The sequence below is a fragment of the Streptomyces achromogenes genome (assembly GCF_030816715.1).
In the GTDB taxonomy this organism is placed as follows: domain Bacteria; phylum Actinomycetota; class Actinomycetes; order Streptomycetales; family Streptomycetaceae; genus Streptomyces; species Streptomyces achromogenes_A.
In genome coordinates this window covers 4,423,545-4,444,011 of sequence record NZ_JAUSYH010000001.1, presented here as the reverse complement: position 1 = coordinate 4,444,011, position 20,467 = coordinate 4,423,545, and the positions used below count along the sequence as shown (strand labels likewise).

General features: G+C 72.7%; 18 protein-coding genes. 16 read left to right on the top strand and 2 right to left on the bottom strand.

Features of this window, described 5'->3' with window-relative positions:
- Positions 1-142: 142 nt before the first annotated feature.
- The 4 genes from hisC (at position 143) to cydD (ending at position 7,613) form a co-directional block, all read left to right on the top strand.
- Positions 143-1,222, top strand: a complete 1,080-nt coding sequence (gene hisC, locus QF032_RS19925; RefSeq protein WP_307044443.1) for a histidinol-phosphate transaminase — start codon at positions 143-145, stop codon at positions 1,220-1,222.
- 170 nt (positions 1,223-1,392) lie between these two features.
- Positions 1,393-2,901 (top strand): cytochrome ubiquinol oxidase subunit I, encoded by a 1,509-nt coding sequence (locus tag QF032_RS19920; RefSeq protein WP_307044441.1) that lies wholly within the window; start codon positions 1,393-1,395, stop codon positions 2,899-2,901.
- A gap of 20 nt (positions 2,902-2,921) precedes the next feature.
- On the top strand, positions 2,922-3,926 hold the full coding sequence (cydB, locus tag QF032_RS19915; protein WP_306950439.1) for a cytochrome d ubiquinol oxidase subunit II: 1,005 nt from the start codon (positions 2,922-2,924) through the stop codon (positions 3,924-3,926).
- A 60-nt stretch (positions 3,927-3,986) separates the two neighbouring features.
- The gene (gene cydD, locus QF032_RS19910) at positions 3,987-7,613 is read left to right on the top strand and encodes a thiol reductant ABC exporter subunit CydD (RefSeq protein WP_307056883.1); all 3,627 of its coding nucleotides are present in this window, start codon (positions 3,987-3,989) and stop codon (positions 7,611-7,613) included.
- Positions 7,614-7,890: 277 nt separating this feature from the next.
- Here cydD and QF032_RS19905 read toward each other — a convergent pair whose 3' ends face one another.
- Positions 7,891-8,760: a Cof-type HAD-IIB family hydrolase gene (locus tag QF032_RS19905; RefSeq protein ID WP_306950437.1), complete on the bottom strand. Its 870-nt coding sequence runs from the start codon at positions 8,758-8,760 to the stop codon at positions 7,891-7,893.
- Between the two features lie 572 nt (positions 8,761-9,332).
- Here QF032_RS19905 and QF032_RS19900 point away from each other — a divergent pair.
- A complete protein-coding gene (locus QF032_RS19900; protein WP_307044437.1) occupies positions 9,333-10,235 on the top strand; it encodes an LLM class flavin-dependent oxidoreductase in 903 nt (300 codons plus the stop codon).
- A 99-nt stretch (positions 10,236-10,334) separates the two neighbouring features.
- Here QF032_RS19900 and QF032_RS19895 read toward each other — a convergent pair whose 3' ends face one another.
- Positions 10,335-11,333, bottom strand: coding sequence for a helix-turn-helix transcriptional regulator (locus QF032_RS19895; protein ID WP_307044435.1), 999 nt, complete (start codon positions 11,331-11,333; stop codon positions 10,335-10,337).
- 302 nt (positions 11,334-11,635) lie between these two features.
- On the opposite strand from QF032_RS19895, the gene QF032_RS19890 reads away from it, so the two are divergent.
- The 11 genes from QF032_RS19890 to mpaP all read left to right on the top strand — a co-directional run bounded on the left by QF032_RS19890 (position 11,636) and on the right by mpaP (position 20,467).
- Positions 11,636-11,944 carry a hypothetical protein gene (locus QF032_RS19890; protein WP_307056882.1) on the top strand — a complete coding sequence of 103 codons (309 nt, stop codon included), beginning with the start codon at positions 11,636-11,638 and terminating at the stop codon, positions 11,942-11,944.
- Between the two features lie 49 nt (positions 11,945-11,993).
- Positions 11,994-12,974 (top strand): LLM class flavin-dependent oxidoreductase, encoded by a 981-nt coding sequence (locus tag QF032_RS19885; RefSeq protein ID WP_307044431.1) that lies wholly within the window; start codon positions 11,994-11,996, stop codon positions 12,972-12,974.
- A gap of 195 nt (positions 12,975-13,169) precedes the next feature.
- Complete coding sequence (gene mpaB, locus QF032_RS19880) at positions 13,170-14,204, top strand: daptide biosynthesis RiPP recognition protein (protein WP_307056879.1); 1,035 nt, start codon at positions 13,170-13,172, stop codon at positions 14,202-14,204.
- An 11-nt stretch (positions 14,205-14,215) separates the two neighbouring features.
- Positions 14,216-15,061, top strand: a complete 846-nt coding sequence (gene mpaM, locus QF032_RS19875) for a daptide-type RiPP biosynthesis methyltransferase (RefSeq protein WP_307056877.1) — start codon at positions 14,216-14,218, stop codon at positions 15,059-15,061.
- Positions 15,058-16,323, top strand: a complete 1,266-nt coding sequence (mpaD, locus tag QF032_RS19870; RefSeq protein WP_307056876.1) for a daptide-type RiPP biosynthesis aminotransferase — start codon at positions 15,058-15,060, stop codon at positions 16,321-16,323. The genes mpaM and mpaD overlap by 4 nt, the downstream gene beginning before the upstream one ends.
- A 4-nt stretch (positions 16,324-16,327) precedes the next feature.
- Entirely contained in the window at positions 16,328-17,527 is a 1,200-nt protein-coding gene (gene mpaC, locus QF032_RS19865; RefSeq protein ID WP_307044423.1) for a daptide-type RiPP biosynthesis dehydogenase, read from the top strand.
- A 92-nt stretch (positions 17,528-17,619) separates the two neighbouring features.
- On the top strand, positions 17,620-17,775 hold the full coding sequence (locus tag QF032_RS19860) for a daptide-type RiPP (protein WP_173985610.1): 156 nt from the start codon (positions 17,620-17,622) through the stop codon (positions 17,773-17,775).
- 173 nt (positions 17,776-17,948) lie between these two features.
- Positions 17,949-18,107 carry a daptide-type RiPP gene (locus QF032_RS19855; protein WP_266722724.1) on the top strand — a complete coding sequence of 53 codons (159 nt, stop codon included), beginning with the start codon at positions 17,949-17,951 and terminating at the stop codon, positions 18,105-18,107.
- 85 nt (positions 18,108-18,192) lie between these two features.
- Complete coding sequence (locus tag QF032_RS19850; RefSeq protein WP_306950414.1) at positions 18,193-18,351, top strand: daptide-type RiPP; 159 nt, start codon at positions 18,193-18,195, stop codon at positions 18,349-18,351.
- A 136-nt stretch (positions 18,352-18,487) separates the two neighbouring features.
- Positions 18,488-18,640: a daptide-type RiPP gene (locus tag QF032_RS19845; protein ID WP_173985607.1), complete on the top strand. Its 153-nt coding sequence runs from the start codon at positions 18,488-18,490 to the stop codon at positions 18,638-18,640.
- Between the two features lie 186 nt (positions 18,641-18,826).
- Positions 18,827-20,467 (top strand): daptide biosynthesis intramembrane metalloprotease, encoded by a 1,641-nt coding sequence (mpaP, locus tag QF032_RS19840; protein WP_307056874.1) that lies wholly within the window; start codon positions 18,827-18,829, stop codon positions 20,465-20,467.

Sequence of the window (20,467 nt, the reverse complement as noted above, 5' to 3'; positions counted from 1 at the left end):
AGGTCCTGGCGTCCCGAGGGGACCGGACGGGCCGCTCGCTCCTGTCCGTCCTCCGTCACCGGCTCCTCGGCTGTTCGCACCGGGGCCGAATCCTCATAAGGTGAGCAGTATTGAAGCCGGTGGTGTCACGAGGAGGACTGCGGTGAGCGAGACGAGCCCCAAGCTGCGCGCCGAGCTGGAGGGTATCCCCACCTACAAGCCGGGCAGGCCGGCTGCGGCGGGCGGTCCCGTGGCCTACAAGCTGTCCTCCAACGAGAACCCCTATCCGCCGCTGCCCGGGGTGATGGAGAGCGTGACGGCCGCGGCCGCCGCCTTCAACCGCTACCCGGACCTGGCCTGCACGGCGCTGGTGAACGAGATCTCCGAGCGCTTCGGTGTGCCGGCCGCGCATCTGGCCACCGGCACCGGCTCGGTCGGCGTCGCCCAGCAGCTCGTCCAGGCGACCTCCGGCCCCGGCGACGAGGTGATCTACGCCTGGCGGTCCTTCGAGGCGTACCCGATCATCACGCGGATCAGCGGCGCGCGTGCCGTGCAGGTGCCGCTGACGCCGGGGGACGTCCACGACCTGGACGCCATGGCCGACGCGATCACCGACCGGACGCGGCTGATCTTCGTCTGCAACCCCAACAACCCCACGGGCACCGTCGTCGGGCGGGCCGAGCTGGAACGTTTCCTGGACCGAGTGCCGCGGGACGTGCTGGTCGTGCTCGACGAGGCCTACCGCGAGTTCATCCGCGACCCCGAGGTGCCGGACGGCGTCGAGCTGTACCGCAAGCGGCCCAACGTGTGCGTGCTGCGGACCTTCTCCAAGGCGTACGGCCTGGCCGGTCTGCGGGTGGGCTTCGCCATCGCCCACGAGCCGGTCGCGGAGGCGCTGCGCAAGACGGCGGTGCCGTTCGGCGTCAGCCAGCTCGCGCAGGAGGCCGCGATCGCCTCCCTGCGCGCCGAGGACGCGCTGCTCGGCCGCGTCGGCACCCTGGTGTGCGAGCGTCTGCGCGTGGTCGAGGCCCTGCGCGCGCAGGGCTGGACGGTGCCCGAGACGCAGGCCAACTTCGTGTGGCTGCGGCTGGGCGACCAGACGGCGGCCTTCGCTGGGGCGTGCGAACAGGCCGGCGTCGTGGTGCGGCCGTTCCCGGGCGAGGGTGTGCGGGTGACGATCGGCGAGACCGAGGCGAACGACATCTTCCTGAAAGCGGCGGAGGGCTTCCGTAAGGAGCTGTAGCGCCCGGTACGGGTGTTCAGCGCCTGTCGGCAGTACGTTTCGGCTGTTCAGGTGGGGTGTGGGGGGTTTCCGCGACAGGGCGGGGACCCCCCTTCTCATGTCGAAAGTCCGTGCGGCATAATGGCTTGTGAATGTGAACGCATTCACAAGCGTGAGTAAGGAGCGGCGACGTGGACCTGGCTTTGGCGCCGGAGACCCTGGCGCGCTGGCAGTTCGGCATCACCACCGTCTACCACTTCCTCTTCGTCCCCCTGACGATCTCCCTGGCGGCCCTGACCGCCGGACTGCAGACCGCGTGGGTGCGCACGGAGAACGAGAAGTACCTCAGGGCGACGAAGTTCTGGGGCAAACTCTTCCTGATCAACATAGCGATGGGCGTCGTCACCGGCATCGTGCAGGAGTTCCAGTTCGGCATGAACTGGTCCGACTACTCGCGCTTCGTCGGCGACGTCTTCGGCGCCCCGCTCGCCTTCGAGGCCCTGATCGCCTTCTTCTTCGAGTCCACCTTCATCGGTCTGTGGATCTTCGGCTGGGACAAGCTGCCGAAGAAGATCCACCTGGCCTGCATCTGGATGGTCTCGATCGGCACGATCCTGTCGGCCTACTTCATCCTCGCGGCCAACTCGTGGATGCAGCACCCCGTGGGCTACCGGATCAACGAGAAGAAGGGCCGGGCCGAGCTGACCGACTTCTGGGCCGTGCTCACCCAGAACACCGCGCTCGCCCAGGTCTTTCACACGCTGTCCGCGGCCTTCCTCACCGGTGGCGCGTTCATGGTCGGCATCGCCGCCTTCCACCTGTACCGCAGGAAGCACATCCCGGTGATGAAGACCTCGCTGCGGCTGGGCCTGGTCACCGTGGTCATCGCCGGTCTGCTCACGGCGGTCAGCGGCGACGTCCTCGGCAAGGTGATGTTCAAGCAGCAGCCGATGAAGATGGCGGCTGCCGAGGCACTGTGGGACGGCGAGGCGCCCGCTCCCTTCTCCGTCTTCGCCTACGGCGACGTCGAGAAGGGCCACAACACGGTCGCCGTCGAGATCCCGGGTCTGCTGTCCTTCCTCGCGAACGACGACTTCAGCTCGTACGTCCCCGGCATCAACGACGTGAACAAGGCCGAGCAGGAGAAGTTCGGGCCCGGCGACTACCGGCCCAACATCCCCGTCGCCTACTGGGGCTTCCGCTGGATGATCGGCTTCGGCATGGCCTCCTTCACCATCGGGCTGGCCGGGCTCTGGCTCACCCGCCGCAAGTTCCTGCTGCCGCAGCACCTGAGGGTCGGCGAGGACGAGGTGCCGCACGTGGTGCTGTTCCGGAAGAAGGCGCTCGGCCCCAAGCTCACCAGGCTCTACTGGCTGGTGGCGATCTGGACCCTGGGCTTCCCGCTGATCGCCAACTCCTGGGGCTGGATCTTCACCGAGATGGGACGCCAGCCCTGGGTGGTCTACGGCGTCCTGCAGACCCGGGACGCGGTCTCCCCCGGAGTCTCCCAGGGCGAGGTCCTCCTCTCGATGACCGTCTTCACCGCGCTGTACGCCGTCCTCGCCGTCGTCGAGGTCAAGCTGCTGGCCAAGTACGTGAAGGCCGGCCCGCCCGAGCTCACCGAGGCCGACCTCAACCCGCCCACGAAGATCGGCGGCGACCCCCAGGACGCCGACAAGCCGATGGCCTTCTCCTACTAGGCCGAGGGAGCTGCACAGTCATGGAACTGCACGACGTCTGGTTCGTCCTCATCGCCGTCCTGTGGACCGGCTACTTCTTCCTGGAGGGCTTCGACTTCGGGGTCGGGATCCTCACCAGGCTGCTCGCCCGCGACCGGCCCGAGCGGAGGGTGCTCATCAACACCATCGGGCCGGTCTGGGACGGCAACGAGGTGTGGCTGCTGACGGCGGGCGGCGCGACGTTCGCCGCCTTTCCCGAGTGGTACGCCACGCTCTTCTCCGGCTTCTACCTGCCCCTGCTGCTCATCCTGGTCTGCCTGATCGTGCGCGGTGTCGCCTTCGAGTACCGGGCCAAGCGGCCCGAGGAGAACTGGCAGCGCAACTGGGAGACCGCGATCTTCTGGACCTCGCTCCTCCCGGCGTTCCTGTGGGGTGTTGCCTTCGGCAACATCGTGGGAGGCGTCAAGATCGACCGGAACTTCGAGTACGTGGGCGGCTTCTGGGACCTGCTCAACCCGTACGCGCTGCTCGGCGGGCTGGTGACGCTGACGCTGTTCACCTTCCACGGGGCGGTGTTCACCGCCCTCAAGACGGTGGGCGACATCCGGGAGCGGGCCCGGAAGCTGGCGTCGAAGGTCGGAGTGGTGACCGCCGTCCTCGCGCTGGTCTTCCTGGCCTGGACGCAGATCGACAGCGGTGACGCCAAGAGCCTGGTAGCCCTCGTCGTGGCGGTCGCCGCGCTGACCGCGGCCCTCGTGGCGAACCAGGCGGGGCGGGAGGGCTGGTCGTTCGCCCTCTCCGGCGTGACCATCGTGGCCGCCGTGGCGATGCTCTTCCTGTCGCTCTTCCCGAACGTCATGCCGTCCTCGCTCAACGAGGACTGGAGCCTGACGGTGACCAACGCCTCGTCAAGTCCGTACACCCTGAAGATCATGACCTGGTGCGCAGGCGTCGCCACCCCGCTCGTCCTGCTCTACCAGGGCTGGACGTACTGGGTGTTCCGCAAGCGGATCGGCACCCAGCACCTCGCCGAGCCGGTGCACTGAGTCCGAGGACTGAGGGTGTGTTTCACGTGAAACGCATCCGTCGAGGAGAGGGTGTTTCACGTGAAACCGATCGACCCGCGTCTCCTGCGATACGCCCGGGCCACCCGCCTCTTCCTGGTGGCGGTCGTCGTCTTGGGCGCTGTCGGGGCGGCGCTGGTCATCGCGCAGGCGATGCTGATTGCCGAGGCGGTGGTCGGCGCCTTCCAGCACGGTATGGCGGTCGCCGAACTGCGCACCCCGCTGGTGCTGTTGGTGGCGGTGGCGGCAGGCCGTGCGCTGGTCGCCTGGCTCACCGAACTCGCCGCGCACCGCGCCAGCGCCGCCGTGAAGTCCGAGCTGCGAGGTCGGCTGCTGGAGCGGGCCACCGCCTTGGGACCCGGCTGGCTCACCGGGCAGCGCACGGGGTCCTTGGTCGCCCTCGCCACGCGTGGCGTGGACGCTCTCGACGACTACTTCTCGCGCTATCTGCCGCAGTTGGGTCTCGCGGTGGTCGTGCCGGTCGCGGTGCTCGCGCGGATCGTGACCGAGGACTGGGTGTCCGCCGCGATCATCGTCGGGACCCTGCCGCTGATCCCGGTCTTCATGATGCTGATCGGCTGGGCCACGCAGTCGCGGATGGACCGGCAGTGGCGGCTGCTGTCCCGACTGTCGGGACATTTCCTGGACGTCGTCGCCGGCCTGCCCACGCTGAAGGTGTTCGGGCGGGCCAAGGCACAGGCCGAGTCGATCCGCCGCATCACCGGTGAGTACCGGCAGGCGACCATGCGGACGCTGCGGATCGCCTTCATCTCGTCGTTCGCGCTGGAGTTGCTGTCGACGCTCTCCGTGGCCCTGGTCGCCGTGACGATCGGCATGCGGCTCGTGCACGGTGAGATGGACCTGTACGTCGGGCTGGTGATCCTCGTGCTCGCCCCCGAGGCGTATCTCCCGCTGCGGCAGGTCGGAGCGCAGTACCACGCGGCGGCCGAGGGCCTCGCGGCCGCCGAGGAGATCTTCGAGGTACTGGAGACGGCGGTGCCGGCGGCGGGCACGGGCGCGGTGACCGGAGGCGGCCTGGCCTTCGAGGAGGTGAGCGTCCGCTACCCCGGGCGGACCACCGACGCCGTCTCGCACGCGTCCTTCACCGTCCGGCCCGGTGAGACCGTCGCGCTCGTCGGTCCGAGCGGCGCGGGCAAGTCGACCCTGCTGAACACGCTGCTAGGTTTCGTGCGGCCGGCCGAGGGCCGCGTACTCGCCGGGGGAGTCGACCTGGCAGAGGCCGACCTGGAGCAGTGGCGGTCGCGGATCGCCTGGGTGCCCCAGCGCCCGCACCTTTTCGCAGGGACGATCGCCGAGAACGTCCGGCTGGCGCGTCCCGGTGCCGACGACGCGGACGTGCAGCGGGCGCTGGCGGACGCGGGGGCGCGGGAGTTCGTCGACGCCCTGCCCGCGGGGGCCGGCACCGTGCTCGGTGAGGACGGCGCCGGGCTGTCCGCCGGGCAGCGGCAGCGGCTCGCGCTGGCCCGGGCGTTCCTCGCGGACCGACCTGTGCTGTTGCTGGACGAGCCGACAGCGGCGCTCGACGGGGAGACCGAGGCGGAGGTCGTGGCGGCCGTGCGGCGGCTGGCGGCCGACCGGACGGTGCTGCTGGTCGTGCACCGGCCCGCGCTGCTCGCGGTGGCGGACCGTGTGGTGCGGCTGGAGCCGGCCGGAGGCGGGGCCGACATCACAGCCGAGACCGAGACCGAGGCCGGCCCCGGAGCCGGGCCGGACGCGGCGGCCGGGGAGGTGGCGCGCCATTCCCTGAAGACCGCCCTCGCGGACGATCAAGCCCCTTCGGCGGAGACGGCGGTCGCGGCCGTCCCGGGTCCGCTCGGGACGCACCGCGACGGGAACTGCGGCGGGAACGGCGACGGGAGCGATGGCGGGAACTGCGGCAGGAGCGGCGGCGGGAACGGCGGCGGCGTCCTCGCCCGGGTTCGTGCCATGGCCGGGGCGAGGCGCGGGCGGCTCGCCCTCGCGCTGCTGCTGGGCAGCCTGGCTCTCGGCAGCGCGGTGGGCCTCATGGCCACGTCCGGCTGGCTCATCTCACGGGCTTCGCAGCAGCCGCCCGTGCTGTACCTGATGGTGGCCGTGACGGCGACCCGCGCCTTCGGTATCGGGCGGGCGGTCTTCCGGTACGCCGAGCGGCTCGTGTCGCACGACGCCGTGCTGCGGATGCTGGCCGACACCCGGGTGGCCGTCTACAGGCGGCTGGAGCGGCTGGCGCCCGCCGGGCTGCGCACGACGCGCCGCGGCGACCTGCTGTCGCGACTCGTCGCCGACGTGGACGCCCTCCAGGACTACTGGCTGCGCTGGCTGCTGCCCGTCGGCGCCGCCGTCGTCGTGTCGACGGGGTCCGTCGCCTTCACGGCGTGGCTGCTGCCGGAGGCCGGGGCCGTCCTCGCCGCCGGGCTGCTGGCGGCCGGGGTGGGGGTCCCGCTGGTCACCGGCGCGGTGGCGCGCCGCGCGGAGCGCCGGCTGGCCCCTGCCCGGGGCACGCTCGCCGCCCGCACGGCCGACCTGCTCACGGGCACGGCCGAGCTGACCGTGGCGGGCGCCCTGCCCTCCCGTATCGCCGGGGTGCGCGTGGCGGACTCCGTGCTCACCCGGATCGCCTCACGCACCGCGACCGCCACCGCGCTCGGCGACGGACTGACCGCGCTGGTGTCCGGGCTCACCGTGACGGCCGCGGCACTCGTGGGGGCCCGGGCGGTCGCGGACGGGCGGCTGGCCGGTGTGATCATGGCGGTGGTGGTCCTGACCCCGCTGGCCGCCTTCGAGGCCGTGCTCGGACTGCCCGCGGCCGTGCGGTACCGCCAGCGGGTGCGCCGGAGCGCGGAGCGGGTGTTCGAGGTGCTGGACTCCCCCGAACCGGTGCGTGAACCCGCGCGGCCCGTCGAGACGCCCGCGTCGCCGTTCCCGCTCGTGGTCCAGGGGCTGGCGGCCCGCCACGCCGGGCAGGACCGGGACGCGCTCAACGGCGTCGACCTCACGCTGACACGGGGGCGCAGGATCGCCGTCGTGGGCGTCTCAGGCTCCGGCAAGACCACGCTCGCGCAGGTGCTGCTGCGGTTCCTGGACCCAGGCGCCGGCTCGTACACGCTGGCCGGGGTGGACGCGCGCTCACTGGACGGCGACGACGTGCGCCGGTTCGTCGGGCTGTGCGCCCAGGACGCGCACCTCTTCGACAGCTCGGTCCGCGAGAACCTGCTGCTGGCGCGGAAGGAGGCGAGCGAGGCGGAGCTGAGGGACGCGCTGGCGCGGGCCCGGCTGCTGGAGTGGGCCGACGGTCTGCCCGACGGGCTCGACACCCTGGTGGGCGAGCACGGGGCCCGGCTGTCCGGCGGCCAACGGCAGCGGCTGGCGCTGGCCCGGGCACTGCTCGCCGACTTCCCGGTCCTGGTGCTCGACGAGCCCGCCGAGCATCTGGACCTGCCGACCGCCGACGCGCTCACCCACGACCTGCTGGCCGCCACCGAGGGCCGCACGACCCTGATCGTCACCCATCGGCTGGCCGGCCTCGAGGCGGTGGACGAGGTGGTCGTCCTGGACGGGGGCCGGGTGGTGCAGCGCGGCCGGTACGCGGAGCTGACCGCCGTGGCGGGCCCGCTGCGCCGCATGACCGAGCGGGAGGAAGCCGCGGAGCTCCTGGCTGCGGCACCGTGAGCGGACGTCCGTGGCCGGACGGCCCGTCCGGCCACAGCCGCCGTCGGCACGGGCGTACCGCACGGCGACGGCCATGGCCGTCGGGACGGCGAGCGGCACGGCTGTCGGGACGGTCCGTCGGGACGGTCATCGGGACGGCGGTCGGCGGCGCACGGGCTGCCCGGGAGGGGAGCCGCGTCCGCGAGTGACCGAGCCGGTCGAGTCGGTCGAGCCGTCCGGGCCGATCGCGCCGGCCGAGCCTTCCGCGCCGACCGAGGCGGCTGCTCGCCGGGCCGGGCTAGCTCCGCTCGGCGAGGAGCCGCTCGATGACGACGGCGACCCCGTCCTCGTTGTTGGCGACGGTGTGTCCCGAGGCGGCCGCGAGCACGTCCGGGTGGGCGTTGCCCATCGCGTACGACCGGCCGGCCCAGGTGAGCATCTCGACGTCGTTCGGCATGTCCCCGAACGCGACGACCTCCTCGTGGGAAATGCCGCGCTCCGCGCAGCACAGGGCGAGCGTGCTGGCCTTGGAGACCTCGGGGCCGCTGATCTCCAGCAGGGCGCTGGGGCTGGAGCGGGTGACGTTGGCACGGTCGCCGATGGCCAGCCGGGCGGCGGTGAGGAAGGCGTCGGGGTCGATCGTGGGGTGGAACGCGAGGATCTTCAGCACCGGCTCACCGGCCCCCGGCGCGTCCGGGGCGAGCAGCTGCTCGGCCGGAGCGAGGTGGTCGGGGATCTCCATGTGCATCTTGGGATACTCCGGCTCCTGGTAGAAGCCGTACGTCTGCTCGACGGCGTACATGGTCCCGGGCGCGGCCTCGCGCAGCAGCCGGACCGCGTCCAGCGCGTTCTCCCGTGCCAGTTCGCGCACCTTGACGAAGCGGTGGGCGCCGGGGCCGCCGTGCAGGTCGACCACGGCGGCGCCGTTGCCGCAGATGGCGAGGCCGTGCCCGTGGACGTGGTCGCTGACGACGTCCATCCAGCGGGCCGGGCGGCCGGTGACGAAGAAGACCTCGATGCCCGCCTCCTCGGCCGCGGCGAGGGCGGCCACCGTGCGCGGGGACACGGACTGGTCGTCGCGCAGCAGTGTGCCGTCGAGATCGGTGGCGATGAGCCGCGGCGGGAGGGCGGCGGCCGGGGTCTCGGGCTGTCGGGTCGCTGAGGTCACCGGGCCATTCTCCCGCAGTCGCCCCGCACGACCGTGCGAGGGTCCGCACACCAGCGGGACCGCCGCGGCCTGGTCGGCCCGATGCCGGGGGCCGCGCGGTCGCTCCGAGGCCCTGCCGGGCGTGCCGCGGTGACCCTCCGGTGGCTCGGCCGGGTGCGCGGCCATTGGCGCTCCGGGGCTGTGATCGGGCGTGGGGCCGTGGCGCTGCGGGGCCCTGCCGGGTGGGCGGCCCTGCCGTTCCGTGGCCGGGCGGCTGTTGGCGCTCCCGGGTTTCGACCGGGCGTAGGGCCGTGCCGTTGCGGGACCCTGCCGGGCGTGCCGCGGTGGCCGGTGGCCCTGCCGGGTGGGCGGCCCTGCCGTTGCGGTGGCGCTGCCGGGTGTGGGGCCGTGCTGCCCCGGGGCCCTGCCGGCGTGCTGCGGTGACCTTCTGGTGGCCCTGCCGGGCGTGGGGCCGTGGCGCTGCGGGGCCCTGCCGGCGTGCGCTGTCGTGCTGTTCCGGTCGGCCCGGTGCGTGGCCGTGGGGTTTCGGGGGTGGGGGGAGGCACTTTCGGACCCGACGTAGGCTCGGGGGCATGAACCTGCGGCTGAGTACCGTGATCCTGCCCGTCGACCGCTGGCACGAGGGGGGCCGGGCCAAGTGGCGGCGCGCCGAGGAGCTCGGCTTCCACGCCGCGTACACCTACGACCACCTGTCCTGGCGGTCCTTCCGGGACGGCCCCTGGTTCGGGGCCCTGCCCACCCTCACCGCCGCCGCCACGGCCACGGACCGCCTGCGTCTGGGCACGCTGGTGACGTCACCGAACTTCCGCCACCCGGTGACCCTCGCCAAGGAGCTGATCTCGCTCGACGACATCTCGGGCGGCCGGGTCACACTGGGCATCGGCGCGGGCGGCAACGGCTTCGACGCCGAGGTGCTGGGCCGGGAGGCATGGACGCCGCGGGAACGCGCGGACCGCTTCGGTGAGTTCGTTCCGCTGCTCGACCGTCTGCTCACCGAGGACGCGGTGAGCGACCGGGGCACGCACTACTCCGCCGAGGAGGCCCGCAACATCCCCGGCTGCGTCCAGCGGCCCCGGCTCCCCTTCGCGGTGGCCGCGACCGGGCCGCGCGGGTTGAAGCTGGCGGCCCGGTACGGGCAGGCGTGGGTGACGACCGGCGACCCCAAGCTGTACGAGGCGGGAACCCCGGAGCAGTCGGATGCGGCCCTGCGCGGCCAGCTCGACAAGCTCGCCAAGGCGTGTGCCGACGCCGGGCGGGACGGGGCGGAGCTGGAGAGGATCCTGCTGACCGGGTTCACGCCGGACCGGAGCCGGCCGCTGGAGTCCGTGGAGGCCTTCGTCGACTTCGCGGGGCGCCACCGCGAGCTCGGCTTCACCGAGATCGTGGTCCACTGGCCGATCGCGGACTCCGACTTCGCCGCGGACCAGGCCGTCTTCGAGGACATCGCGACCGAGGCGCTCACCCGGCTGGGCTGAGGGGCGGACGCGGCCCGGCCGGAGACCGCGGACCGGTGAACGGGGTGCCGGTCCACGGGCCTCGGCAGCCGGGCGCTCTCGCGCGCTGGGGACCTCGGGTCAGTTCAGCCAGCCCTTTTCGAGGGCGATGAGCGCCGCCTCCACCCGGTTCGCGGCGCCGAGACGGCGCATGATGACCGCCAGATGCTTGCGGTAGGTGCGCACGGACACGCCGAGGCGGCGCGCCGCCGTCTCGTCCTTGTCGGCTTCTCTGAGCATGACGAGGATCTCGCGTTCGATGTCCGACGGCAGGTCCGTGTCCTCACCGGGGAGTTCCTCCGCGGCCGCCCACATGCGCTCGAAGAGTGTGACCAGGGTGGCCACCAGGCCGGGCTCGCGCACGAGCAGCGCTCCCACCGAGGTGTGGGCCGGGTCGATGGGGGTCAGCGCGGCCGACCGGTCGACGATGATCACGCGCTCGATCGGGTGGTGGGAGATCCGCACCTCGGCCCCGTGCGAGACCAGGTCACGCATGTAGGTGAGGGTGGTGTCGTGCTGCAGGATCGCCGACCCCATGATCATGCGCATGCGCACGCCACGGCGCAGCAGCCGCATGTTGATCGGGTGTGACACGGCGATCGACTCCTCGGTGAGGCGGCCGGTCGGCTCCGTGGTCAGGTCCTCGGTCCGGGCGAAGAAGGTCAGCTCGTCGATGGCCTCCCGGACCGCCTCGATCCCGTGCAGCTGAGTGATCATCCGGCTGTGGTCGTCCGTGTCCGCGCGGGGCGACGGAGCGGCGGTCAGTCGCTCCCGGAACAGGGACTCGATGACCGAGTGCCGGGCGGCCTCGCTCTCCAGGTCCTCCCGCAGTCGGCGCAGGCGGCCGTCGATCAGGGTGTCCACGGCCCGGGGCGGCGGGACCGGGCGTATCGCGCCGTGGGTGTTCCGGGTGGCGAGCCCCAGCGCCACCAGGCCGTCCAGGGCCGACTGCTCGGACGACGTGGGCTCGTCCCGACCGGACTCCTCGGACCCGGACGCGGACGAGTCACGACGCAGCAGAGCGCGGTACAACCGCTCCTCTTCGTCGTTCACGCCTAGGAACGCGAGCAGATTGCCCATGTTTTTCCCCCTGTTGATGATCGATCACACCGCGGTCCCTGGAATCCTGAGACGCCCGTACTCGACTGTCAACGACGGATTGACGTCATACGTCCCCTGGTTGCGCATCCGATGCGGACTCGGGCCGGGGTGAGCCCGGTGGGGCGGGGGAGCCGCTGCAGCTTGAGGAATCCGCGGGTGCAGCAAGCTGCGCGCAGATGGCCTCGTGGCGGCCCCCGCCAGACGGCAGAGTCGTTCTCGCAAGGAAGCACGAACACCGCAGAACGAACCAACGCCGCATCGACCATCCGAGGAGACATCCTGTGAACCGTTCCACGTCCCGCAGCGCGCTGTCGTCCCGTCGTCGTGGACACGTCGTCGCCGGTCTGCTGACCGCGGTGACGATCGCCCTGGCCGGCCAGGGAACGGCCGCCGCCGCCGAACAGCCGGCGCAGAGCCGGACGGCGACGGAGACCGTGGCGGCGCACGGGACCGGGAACGGGACGGCGAACGGGACCGGGAACGGGACGGCGCACGCCGCCGGGTTCGGCCCCCTCGGGTTGCTCCACGTCCTCGGCGGTCTGCTGCCCGACGGAGTGACGCTGCCGAAGAACAACAACGACTGGCAGTAGTCCGCGGCCGAGGCCGGCCCGACCCGACGACCGAGGAGAACCCGAAGCCATGACCGACTACTCCGTGCTCCTCCCCTGCGTCCCCCGCCGCCTGGAGCAGGCCCTCCCCTTCGCCGGACTCGTCCGGTGGACCGGGGCGACCCGCCTCTGGCAGGGACAGGCCATGGTGATGGAGCCTCATCAGACCTTCACCGGTCTGGCCGGGGCCGGGTTCCGGGTCCCGACCGGCTTCGGCGTCACGCTGATGCCTCTGCGCCACCCGTACGAGGCCGCTCTGCAGGCGCGGTCGGTGGCGCTGGCCACCGGGGAACCGGTGATCGCGGGCTTCGGGCCGGGATCGACGGCCTTCCAGGAGAACATCCTCGGAGCCCCGTACGAGAAACCGCTCCAGGTGGCACGGCAGTACGTGACGGCGGTGCGCCGTCTGCTCGACGGCGAGACGGTCGTCATGGACGGTCCGCACCTGACCTTCCGGGGACAGCTGGCCCCCGTCGCGGCGCCCCGGGTCGACGTGGGTCTGGGAGTGCTGCGGCCGGCGATGGCCCGGCTGGCGGGCGAGGTGGCCGACGTGGTGATCACGTGGCTGACGCCGCCCGGATATCTGCGGGACGTCATCCTGCCCGCGGTGGCCGAGGGCGCCGAACGCGCGGGGCGGACGTCACTGCCCCGGATCGTCGCCATGGTCCCGACGGGACTGGAGAAGGAGGGGCGGGAGGGGGCCGGGCCCGCGCGGCTGGCGCTGGCCGGCAACGCGGCGCACATGCAGGCCCCGCACTACCTCGACATGCTCGGCCGGGCGGGAGTCGACGTGGGCTCCGGGCGGCTCGAGGACGTGGCGCGCGGTGTCGTGGAGACCGGTGCGTTCGCGGGCGGTGATCTGCCGCAGGTGGTCAAGGCGCTTCGGGTCTACGAAGACGTGGGAGTGGACGAGATCGTCCTGAACACCACCGCCGTGTGCAAGCTCTTCGGCGCCCAGGAGTCGCTCGCGGACCTGTCGGCGATCCTGCGGTCCGTCGCGGCGCCGCACTGACCGACCGTTCGCCGTCGGCTGCGCAGGCCGCCGACCGTTCGCCGTCGGCCGTCCCGGCCGACCGTGCGTCGACAAGTGCTCGTCGCCGGCTGTCGCCGTCGGCCGGTCGCGTCGTGACCGGCACCCCCGCGCCGCACCCGATTCCCTGCTGCCCCAAGGCAGAGGGGGAAGCAGACCAGTAAAGGATCACCTGGCATGGACATGACTGAACGTGGGCGTCTGAAGCAGCACCTCATCTCCTGGGCCACCGCCTCCCCGCTCGCCGGGCCCCCCGGCGCAGGCGTCGGCACGCTCGTCCTGGCCGACGCGGCGCACCTTCCCGCCGTCACGGCCGCCGGACTCGTCGGCCCCCGCACCCTTCTCCTGGCACCGGACGACGGCACCCGCGACCTCGCCCCCGCGGTCGGCTACCAGGGCAGCCTCACGGAGCCCGGCGACGAGTTCTCCAACGGCCAGGACTTCTTCCTGCAGACCCACGCCTACGCCGCCAGCCCCTTCATGACCGTCTTCGGACCGACCGTCGTCCGCGTCTTCGACCACAACGACTTCGAGGTCTTCCTCGCCGACGCCGACCGGGCGCTCACCGAAGGCGTCTTCCCCGAGTTCCTCCTCACCTCCTCGGTGCTGCTGGCCGACCCGGCCGCCCTGAGCGGTGCTGACGACCCGGCGGACGGACCGGCCCTGCGCCTGTACGCCGACCGGAACGGGCAGGTGTCCACCAGCCCCACGGGAGCGGTGCTCGGCACGGTCGAGGACAGCCTCGACGTCCTCGCCGAGAGCTTCGCCCGGGCCGGGAACCGCGCCGCCGCGCTGGACGCGGCACTGCCGGCGCCGATCCGGGCCGAAGCCCTGCGCAGCCGCCCGTTCCTGGCCCGCTACCTCGCGGCGGTCGCCGCGCTGCGCAGCCTCATGGCACGCGGAGCCACCGGCCTGAAGGTCTCCGGGTTCGGCTCCCGGCTGACACCCGGACTCGCCGTGGCGGGCGACGACCTGGCGGACCCCTCGCTGCCGATCGTGCTGTACGGCGACGAGGACTCCTACGTCGTGGCCGGCAGCCGGCTGTTCGCCGTCGACCGGCGGGCCGCCCGGACCCTGGAGTGCCTGCTCGCCACCTCCGGAGCGGTGGACGACCGCGTCCCCGCCGACCACGTGGACCAACTGGCCGACCTGCTCGCCTCGCACGGCCTGGAGCTGCCCGTACCGGTGCGCGTCCCGGCGGCCGCCCGATGAGCGCCCCGGCCATGCCCCTCACGACGACCGCGGCAACCACGACGGTGAACGCGGCCACGACGACCGCAGGGGGCGTCCTCGCCGCCCGCCGGACGGCGGAGCTCGGCGACAGGGTCCGCGTCTGCGGCCTGTACGACGCCCTGGGCGCCCCGCTCTACCACGACCTCGCCACCTACGACGACCCGGAGACCCGGGCCCTGCTGACCGCCGTGCGGACGACGCCCGGCCCCCTGCTCGACCTCGCGGCCGGCTCGGGACGGTTCACCCTGCCGCTGCTCGCCACCGGCCGGGAGGTCACCGCCCTCGACCTGTCCACCGACATGCTGGCGCTGCTGAGGACCCAGCTGGACCGGGCCCCGGCGTCGATGCGGGCCCGCTGCACCGTGGTGCAGGGCGACATGTCCCGGTTCGACCTGGGGCGGACCTTCCCGCACATCCTGCTCGGCACCACCTCGCTCTCGCTCCTGGACGAGGACGGCCGCGCGGGTCTGTACCGCAGCGTCCTGGCACACCTGGCCGAAGGCGGCCGGTTCCTGCTGACCGTCCTGGAACGGGGCGACGCCGACGGCCCCGACGAGACCGTCGTCCGGGCCACCGGAGCCGGCGGCACCGTGTACGAGCTGTACGAGCACTGGCCCGCCGGCGCCGACAGCCGCACCGTCACCCTGTTCCCCGCCGACCCGCCGCAGGACGACAGCCCCGTCACCGTCTGCACGGACCGCGTGGCCGTCCTCGACCTGCCCCGCCTGGAGGAGGAACTCGCCGCGTCCGGCCTGACGGTCACCTCCCGCCGGCTCCTCTCGCCGCCCGACGAGCGTCACCGCGTGACACTCCTGACCACGGAAGCCTCCCGATGACCGCGCTCTGGCCCTACCTCATACCGCCCTCCAGCCACGGCGACGACAGCCTCTGCGCCGTCGGCGCGGCCGGACACCGCGTCACCTTCGCGGACGGCAGCACCGCCCTCGACGCCGACAGCGGGCTCTGGAACGTGAACCTCGGCTACGGCAACGCGGCGATCGCCGAGGCCGTCGCCGAAGCCGCCGCGCACGCCTCCTACCTCGGGGCCTTCCGCTTCGAGAACAGCTACGCCCGCCGCGCCGCCGAGGACCTGCTGCGGGTCTGCGGGCCCGACCACTACGCCCGGGTGCTCTTCTCCACCGGCGGCGGCGTCGCCAACGACGCGGTCATGAAACTGGCGCGGATCCACCACGCCGTACAGGGCAGGCCCGGACGGAACCTCGTGGTCGCCCTGCGGGGCAGCTTCCACGGACTGACCTTCGGCGGCTTCGCCCTGACCGGGGAGGACCTCGGGCAGCGGGTCTACGGAGTGGACCAGCGGCTGATCCGCCACGTCACCCCGAACGACACGGCCGAGCTGGGCCGGCTGATGACCGCCCTCGGCGGCCAGGTCGCCGCCGTCGTGGTGGAACCCGTCGTCGGCACCGGCACCGTCCCGCTCGACGAGTCGTTCGTGGCCGAACTGGGCCGTCTGCGCGACGAGTACGGCTTCCTCCTGGTCGCCGACGAGGTCGCCACCGGCTTCGGCCGCACCGGAAGCTACTTCGCCTCCGAGAGCTGGCCCGGCCTGCCCGACGTGCTCGTCACGTCCAAGGGCCTGACCAACGGGGCCTGCCCCGCCGCCGCCCTGGTGATGTCCCACCGGGTGACCCGGGCCCTCGTCGAGCACGACACGGTGTTCGCCCACGCCGAGACCCAGGGCGCGACCGCGATCGCCTGCGCCGCGATCAGCGCCACGATCGCCGAGATGGAGCGCCTCGACGCGGTGAACGCGGGCCGAGACGTCGCCTCCTGGCTCCAGCAGGGGCTGGCGGAACTGGTCGAGCGGCACCCGCTCGCCAGGCACGCCACCGGCGTCGGCTGCTTCCGCACCCTGCACCTGACACACCCCGACGGCCGCGCCCTGACCGGAACGGACGTCGCCGACCTCATCACCCGGATCCGGCACGCGGGCGCCCTCGTCCACCCCGGTCCCTCCGGCATCCAGCTCGTGCCCTCCCTGACATACAGCCGCGCCGAGATCGCCGAGCTCATGACCTGCGTAGAAGAGGGCCTCGCCAGCCTGCTGCCGGCGACCTCCCTGGCCGCGAGGAGCTGACCCCATGCCCGTCTCTCTCGATGCCTACGACCGGATTCCCCCACTGCTGCGGGAACTTCGCCCCACCGGCGTGACCGTGCTGGCCGACCCGGCCGTGGCCGACCACGCCGTCACCCGGAACGTCACCGCCGAGATCGTCCGCGCCGGGTTCACGCCCACCGTGGCGGTCACGCCGGCGGACGGAGGGATGCGGGCCGTGGAGGCGCGCGCCTCCCGGTTCTCTCCCGGTGAGCTGGTCGTCGGCGTCGGCGGGGGCAGCACCCTCGACTTCGCGAAGCTCTCGGCCGCCGTCGGCCGTCGCCCCGGACTCCTGCGCTACCTGACCTCCGCGCAGCGCAGCGGCCTCGTGGCGCTCCCGCTCACCGAGGGAGAGCACGCCGAGGTCCTCGCGGTCCCCACCACCCTGGGCACCGGCAGCGAGGCGGGACCCGTGGCCTGCTTCCCGCACGAGGACGGCAAACGCATCGCGATGGGGGAGTGCCTGCGCCCCCGTGCCGCGCTCCGGGTGCCCGAGGCCACCGAGACCCTCCCGGGGCCGCTCGTCCTGGACGGCGTCCTCGAAGCGATCTTCAGGACCGTCATCCCGTACAGCAGCGACACCCTCGACCTTCCGGAACAGGACGCCGCTGTCGAGGAGTTGGCGGGCGAACTGCTGACGGCCGGCGACGCACTGGCCCGGCGTCTCGCCGCCGGCCTGCCGGCCCCCGCACCGGAGCGGCTGCGGGTCGCCCGGCTCAGCGCCGAGAGCCAGCGCGGAGCCATCAACGTCGGCCGCAGCCCGTACGCGGTGAAGTGCTGGGCCCTCGCCAACGAGCTCTCCACCACGCTGGGTCTGGCCAAGATGCGCGCGGTCGCCGCCCTGTGGCCGATCGTGTGGCGGCAGGCCCTGCGGGGGGACACCCGCTTCGGCAGCGCCGACCGCGTCCACCGGCTGTGGGAGCGCCTGGGGCAGCGGGCCCCGTGGCTCGCGCCACGGCCCGACGACGGCCTCGAGCAGCTGATGCGCCGCTGGCGGATCGACCGCACCGTGCACCTCGCCCCGCACCTGCGCCACCACGTCGCCCTGCGCAGCGTGCGCGCCTGGGGCGCCGGACTTCCCACCCTCGCCGGGTTGAGCGCCGACGACGTCGTCGCGCTCCTCGCCGAGGCCACCGAGCCGACCGCCTTCCCGGCCGGCTCCCCCGAACCCCTCCCGGCGGCCTGAGCGCCGACCGGGAGGAGCACAGCACCACCCGCACCACCCCACCGGACAGCACCCCGGAGAAACCGGGGCGCACCGAACACGAGGAGAACGTCATGGCGAAGCACACGCTGGTCGAGCAGGAGCTGCAGGAGCTCGGCACCGAGCTGGAGATGCAGGAGCTCGAGGCCGTGCAGGCTCCGGGCTGGGCCACCAGCGTCGGCGTCAGCGTCGGCATCTCGATCGTCTCCGTCGCCTGGAGCCTCACCTGATCGAGCCGGCTCCGGCCGTCCGATCCACCGTGCCGTGCCCCGCGTACGGCCGGACGCCCCCCGACGGCTGCCGCACGGTCCCGTAGGCCGCGTGGCAGCCGGGGGAACCCCGGAACCCCGGGTCAGCACGCAACGCAGCACGTCCGCCGCAACAGCCGAGAGAGGCAACTGACATGAGCGAGAACCCGGGCACCGTCGAGAGCTTCGACAACGCCGACCTGGTCGAGCTGGAGATGCAGGAGCTGGAGGCGCTGGAGGCCCCGGGCTGGGGCACCATCAGCGCCGTCTTCTCCGCCGGTGTCTCGGTCGGTGTCTCGATCACGCTGACCTGATCCGTTCCGCACCACACCGCACAGTTCCACACCGCACCGCACCACCCACCCGACACCCGTCGAACCACCGAGAGAGGCAACCGACATGAACGAGAACCCGGGCACCGTCGAGAACTTCGACAAGGCCGACCTGGTCGAGCTGGAGATGCAGGAGCTGGAGGCGCTGGAGGCTCCGGGCTGGGGCACCATCAGCACCGCCTTCTCCGTCGGCGTCTCCGTCGGCGTCTCCGTCACCCTCACCTGAGCCGCACCACCGGCACCACCTGCTCCACCGGCACCACCTGCTCCACCGCATCACCTGCTCCACCGCATCACCTGCTCCACCGCATCACCCGCACCACCCACATCAACCCGTAGAACACCTCGGAGAGGACACCACCATGGCTGAGAACCTGGGCGCCATCGAGAACGCCGAGCTCGTCGAGCTGGAGATGCAGGAGCTCGAGACCCTCGAGGCCCCCGGCTTCTGGACCGGCGTCTCCATCGGCACGGCCATCAGCGCCTCCGTCGCCACCTCGATCACCCTCACCTGAGAGCGACACCGGCGAGCGCGCTGACGCGGTGGGAGACGGAGTGACCGGATTCCCTCCGCACCTCGGAACCCGACCCGGGTGAGACCGAGGATCTGCGGTGGTCCGGCCGGCTGCGGCCGGCCGGACCACCGAAAGGGTGCCGCGCGCTCTCCCACTCCCCGCCGCCGTCCCGCAAAGGAAACGCCAGTGAGCGCTGTCACGAGCCCCCCGCCTCCCACCGTCCCGGCCCACACGAGGCGCCCCCGCCTCGCCCCGAGCGCCGAGGTCCACTCGCCCGCCGACGGACAGGGCGACTGGGTTCTCCAGCACGGCGCCCGCTACGTACGGATCACCGAACACGTCGCGGATCTCGTCCAGGAGCTGGACGGGGAGCGCGACCACGAGACCCTCGCCGCCCGGCTGGGCGGCGCCTGGAGCACCGAGCGGGTGGGCAGCGCGATCTCGCGGCTCGACTCCCTCAGGCTGCTCGACGACGGCGAGACCCCGGCGCCCGCCGTCGCCCCCCGCTTCCAGATCGTCCCCCCGATGACGCTCCAGCTCACGCTGCTGCGGCCGGGACGCACGATGCAGGCCCTGCGCCCCGTGTTCGCCCGCCTCTTCTCCCGGGGGGTGGTCGCGGCCGGGATGCTCTGCGTCCTGCTCGGCGCCGGCGCCCTGATCGCCCAGCGGGACGCGGTCGCGGTCACCCTGAACAGCCCGCTCTCCGCGGTCTCGTTCACCGGAGTGCTCGTCGCGCTGCTGCTCGGCGTCTCACTCCACGAGCTGGGTCACGCCGCCGTCCTCATCCGCTACGGGGGCCGGCCCTCGCGCATCGGCGTCATGCTCTTCTACCTGATGCCGGCGTTCTTCTGCGACGTCTCGGACGCCTGGCGGCTCCCCGACCGCCGGCAGCGGGTGCACACCGCCCTCGCCGGGCCCGCGGTCCAGACGTCCCTGGCGGCCGCCTCGGCCCTCGCCGCCTGGCCCCTCGCGGACGGCACCGCCAAGACCTGCCTGCTGTTCTTCGCCGTCACCAGCTACGGAACGGCCCTGCTCAACCTGACGCCGTTCATCAAACTCGACGGCTACATCGCCCTGATGAGCCACGTGGACGTCCCCTACCTGCGCGACCGCGCCATGTCCGACGCCCGCCGCGCCCTCGCCCGCTTCCTGTTCGGCGGCACGTACCAGCGCGAACTGCCCACCCGGTGGACCGTCGTGTACGGCTTCGCCTGCCTCGCCTTCCCCGTGTACTTCCTGAGCACCGCCCTGCAGACCTGGCTCGACACCCTCCAGCGGGTCGGCTGGGTCGGACTCCTCCTGGCCGCCTCCGGCCTCTCGTACATCGTGTGGATGCTGGTCCGCGGCGCCCTGCGGCTGTCCGCCGAGGTCAAGGCCGCCGGAGTCCGCCGGGTCCGGGCCCGGGCCGTCTGCGCCACGCTCGCCGCCGCCGGCTGCGCCGCGCTGTTCCTGCCCGTCCAGCAGACGGTGGCCGCCGCCTACGTCACCGACGCCTCCGGCACCCGGCTCGTCCTGCCGCAGGGCTCCTCGGCCGAACTGATCCACGCCGGGCAGCGCGTGACGCTGAAGACGAACGGCCTGGTGCTCCAGGACGACGTCGCGACCGCCCGGGTGGGATCCGCTCCGGCCGCGCGGACCGAGGTCCCGGTCTCCACCTACTTCCCCGTCGACCTCGGAAGCGCCGTGGGCATGGACTCGACGGCCTTCTCCCTGGACCTCGACCGCACCCCGACGCCGGCCACCGGCACCGCAGAGGTCGAGCTGGGCGACGTGCCCCTGTGGAAGTCCCTCCACCGCACCTACGTGCTCCCGTTCCTGCCCTTCTGA